The organism is Planktotalea sp., from assembly GCF_039984035.1.
Lineage (GTDB): Bacteria > Pseudomonadota > Alphaproteobacteria > Rhodobacterales > Rhodobacteraceae > Planktotalea.
Map to the genome: position 1 here is coordinate 1 of NZ_JBDWVM010000292.1, position 2,654 is coordinate 2,654.

The 2,654-nt window shown below is 54.8% G+C and carries 2 protein-coding genes and 1 pseudogene; all 3 read right to left on the bottom strand.

The features are described from left to right. The coding region (locus tag ABJQ89_RS13315; RefSeq protein WP_348496700.1) for a sulfatase-like hydrolase/transferase at positions 1-698 on the bottom strand (698 nt) is incomplete at its 3' end. A 106-nt stretch (positions 699-804) separates the two neighbouring features. After that, entirely contained in the window at positions 805-2,232 is a 1,428-nt protein-coding gene (locus tag ABJQ89_RS13320) for an aldehyde dehydrogenase family protein (protein WP_348496701.1), read from the bottom strand. Positions 2,233-2,383: 151 nt separating this feature from the next. Then, positions 2,384-2,654: pseudogene (locus ABJQ89_RS13325) on the bottom strand (gfo/Idh/MocA family oxidoreductase); the annotation flags it as partial.

Consider the following 2,654-nt stretch of genomic DNA (forward strand, 5'->3'; position numbering starts at 1 on the left):
GGCCAATGCGGTTTGATGAAGCTCACATGAGCGAGCCATGGATCGGTTTTTTCATCGATAAATTCGATTGTCTTACTGGTGAGCCAAGGCGTTTCGCTGTCTTCTTCGCGCACATTCGCAGCCTTATCGGCATTCTTGAAAATCCAGCCAGACGCCATATCGCCTTCATCATCAATCCCCGCATTGGCGAAATCAGCCCATGGGTTCTCTGACGGGTATCCTTTGCCCTTGAGGTACTCGTTATAGGGTGAGCGGCGGGAATCGTAAAAGCCGTCAGGGCCTTGCGCCCATAATCCATCGTCGCGAATCCATGCATCGAACCCACATTCAGCTTGGCGCGCACCTATCTGGCTGTCTGGCGAAAGTCCGAGGCGCTCCATGCCTTCTGCATCCGCTGTCATGTGGGTTTTGCCGATGAGCCAACATTCCATGCCCGCTTTGCGCAAATGATCGCCCATAGTGATCTCGCCCACGCGCAGGGGAAAGCCGTTCCAATGGGCGCCATGGCTCGATGCATAGCGGCCCGTGTAATAACACATGCGCGAGCCGCCGCAGATGGGGGACTGCACATAGGCATTGGTAAAGCGCACACCCATCGCCGCGACGCGATCAAAATTGGGCGTTTCCAAATCTGGATGGCCTGCACAGCTCAGATAGTCGAACCTGAGCTGATCATACATGATAAACAGGATATTCATGGGCAGTGTCCTTCATATTGAAGAGGCGCAAAAGCGCCAAGCGCGCTGCGGTGCATAGTCTATGAAATAATGAGTAGCGCGCCAAGGCGTCCTGAACGTCGGTGGCTCAGAGCAAAGCTGCGCCGCCAGCGATTGCCTTCACTTCGAGGTATTCTTCAAGCCCCCAAGTCGAGCCTTCGCGCCCGTTGCCCGATTGTTTGACGCCGCCAAAAGGGGATTCAATGCCAAGGTATTCACCATTGATGGAGACCATGCCCGAATTGAGCTGGCGAGCGATGCGCAACGCGCGCGCGCTGTCTTGCGTTTGGATATAATTGCCAAGTCCATAAGGCGTATCATTGGCGATGCCTACGGCTTCGTCCTCAGTATCGAAGGGGATCAGAACCAAGACGGGGCCAAAGACTTCCTGCTGCGCGATCTGCATGGCGTTGTCGACGTCTGCAAAGACGGTGGGTTTGACGAAATAGCCCTTTGGCAGGCCTTCTGGACGACCCGTGCCTCCGGCGATTAGGCGCGCGCCTTCGTCGATGCCCATTTGGATCATGCCTTGTACTTTGTTCCAATGAACCTCGCTGATCAAAGGGCCGATATGCGCGCCGCTCTCGTGTGCGCTGGCAACCTTTTGATCCACTGCAACGGCTTGTGCTGTTTTAACGGCATCCGCGTAGATAGAACGTTGAACGAGCATGCGGGTTGGCGCATCACAGGATTGCCCCGTGTTATCAAAGCAATGTAGCACGCCGCGCTCCACTGCGTCCTGATCGGCGTCTTCAAAGATGATATTCGCGCCTTTCCCGCCAAGCTCAAGCGCGACACGTTTCACCGTGTCTGCCGCGGCCTTGCTAATCAGAGCGCCTGCGCGCGTTGAACCGGTAAAGCTCACAATGTCCACGTCTGGATGCATTGACAGGGGGGCGCCAACGCTGGGGCCATCGCCGTTGATCAGATTGAACACACCTGCTGGAAAGCCTGCTTCATCGATCATCTCTGCCAGCAAAAGCGACGAAAGTGGCGCGATTTCGGAAGGCTTAAGAACCACGGTGCAGCCAGCCGCCAAGGCAGGTGCGACCTTCAAGATCACCTGGTTCATCGGCCAGTTCCAAGGGGTGATCAAAGCCGCGACACCGATGGGTTGGTGCACAATCAGATCAGGACCGCGCGTTTCTTCAAAGGTGAAACCTTTAAGAATGCGGATGGTTTCTTCCAAGTGAACGGCGCCTGCCTCGAACTGAGCGGTCTTAGCATAGTCAATGGGCGCGCCCATTTCTTGCGACATGGCTTTGCCCATATCATCGACACGCGATTGATAGATCGCATAGAGTTTTTCCAGTAGCGCCAACCGTGTCTCAACGTCTGTCGTTGACCAGTCGGCCAAGGCTGCACGCGCTGCATTCACAGCGCGGTCTACATCCGCTTCAGAGCCATTTGAAATCGTTGCGCAGGGCTCTTCCGTCGAAGGGTCAATGACAGGAAGATCGCTGGACGTGAAAGGGGCGACCCATGCGCCGTCAATGTAGAAATCGGTGTTCTTCATGGTTTTATTCTCTATCGATTTGCGATGGTTCGAGGGGCGTGGCGCGTTAGGCCCAGTCCGTTTTTTCACTTTAATCGGCAGCTAGCGTGCTTGTTTGTGAAAAGGCAAGCGAGCGATGCACCCATCAACGCATTAATCTACATTTCGCATTTTAGCGCGCTTCGCTTTCGGGCAAAGATATCTTTTGGCCCTGCTGAGCAGAGCGATATGCAGCCTCGCAAATATGCAAAACAGGCAGGTAGTCTTTTGCGGTGTTTTCCATTGCGGCATCGCCCAAGAGTGCTTCAACAACGTGGGTGATCAAGGCTTTGACGCAGCCACCACCAAAGGTGGTTTCATCGAACTCAACGGAGGCAACAGATTGGCTTTGCTGGGCGCCATGCTTTCGCACATGCAATTGACCAGAACCGTCGAGGAACAGC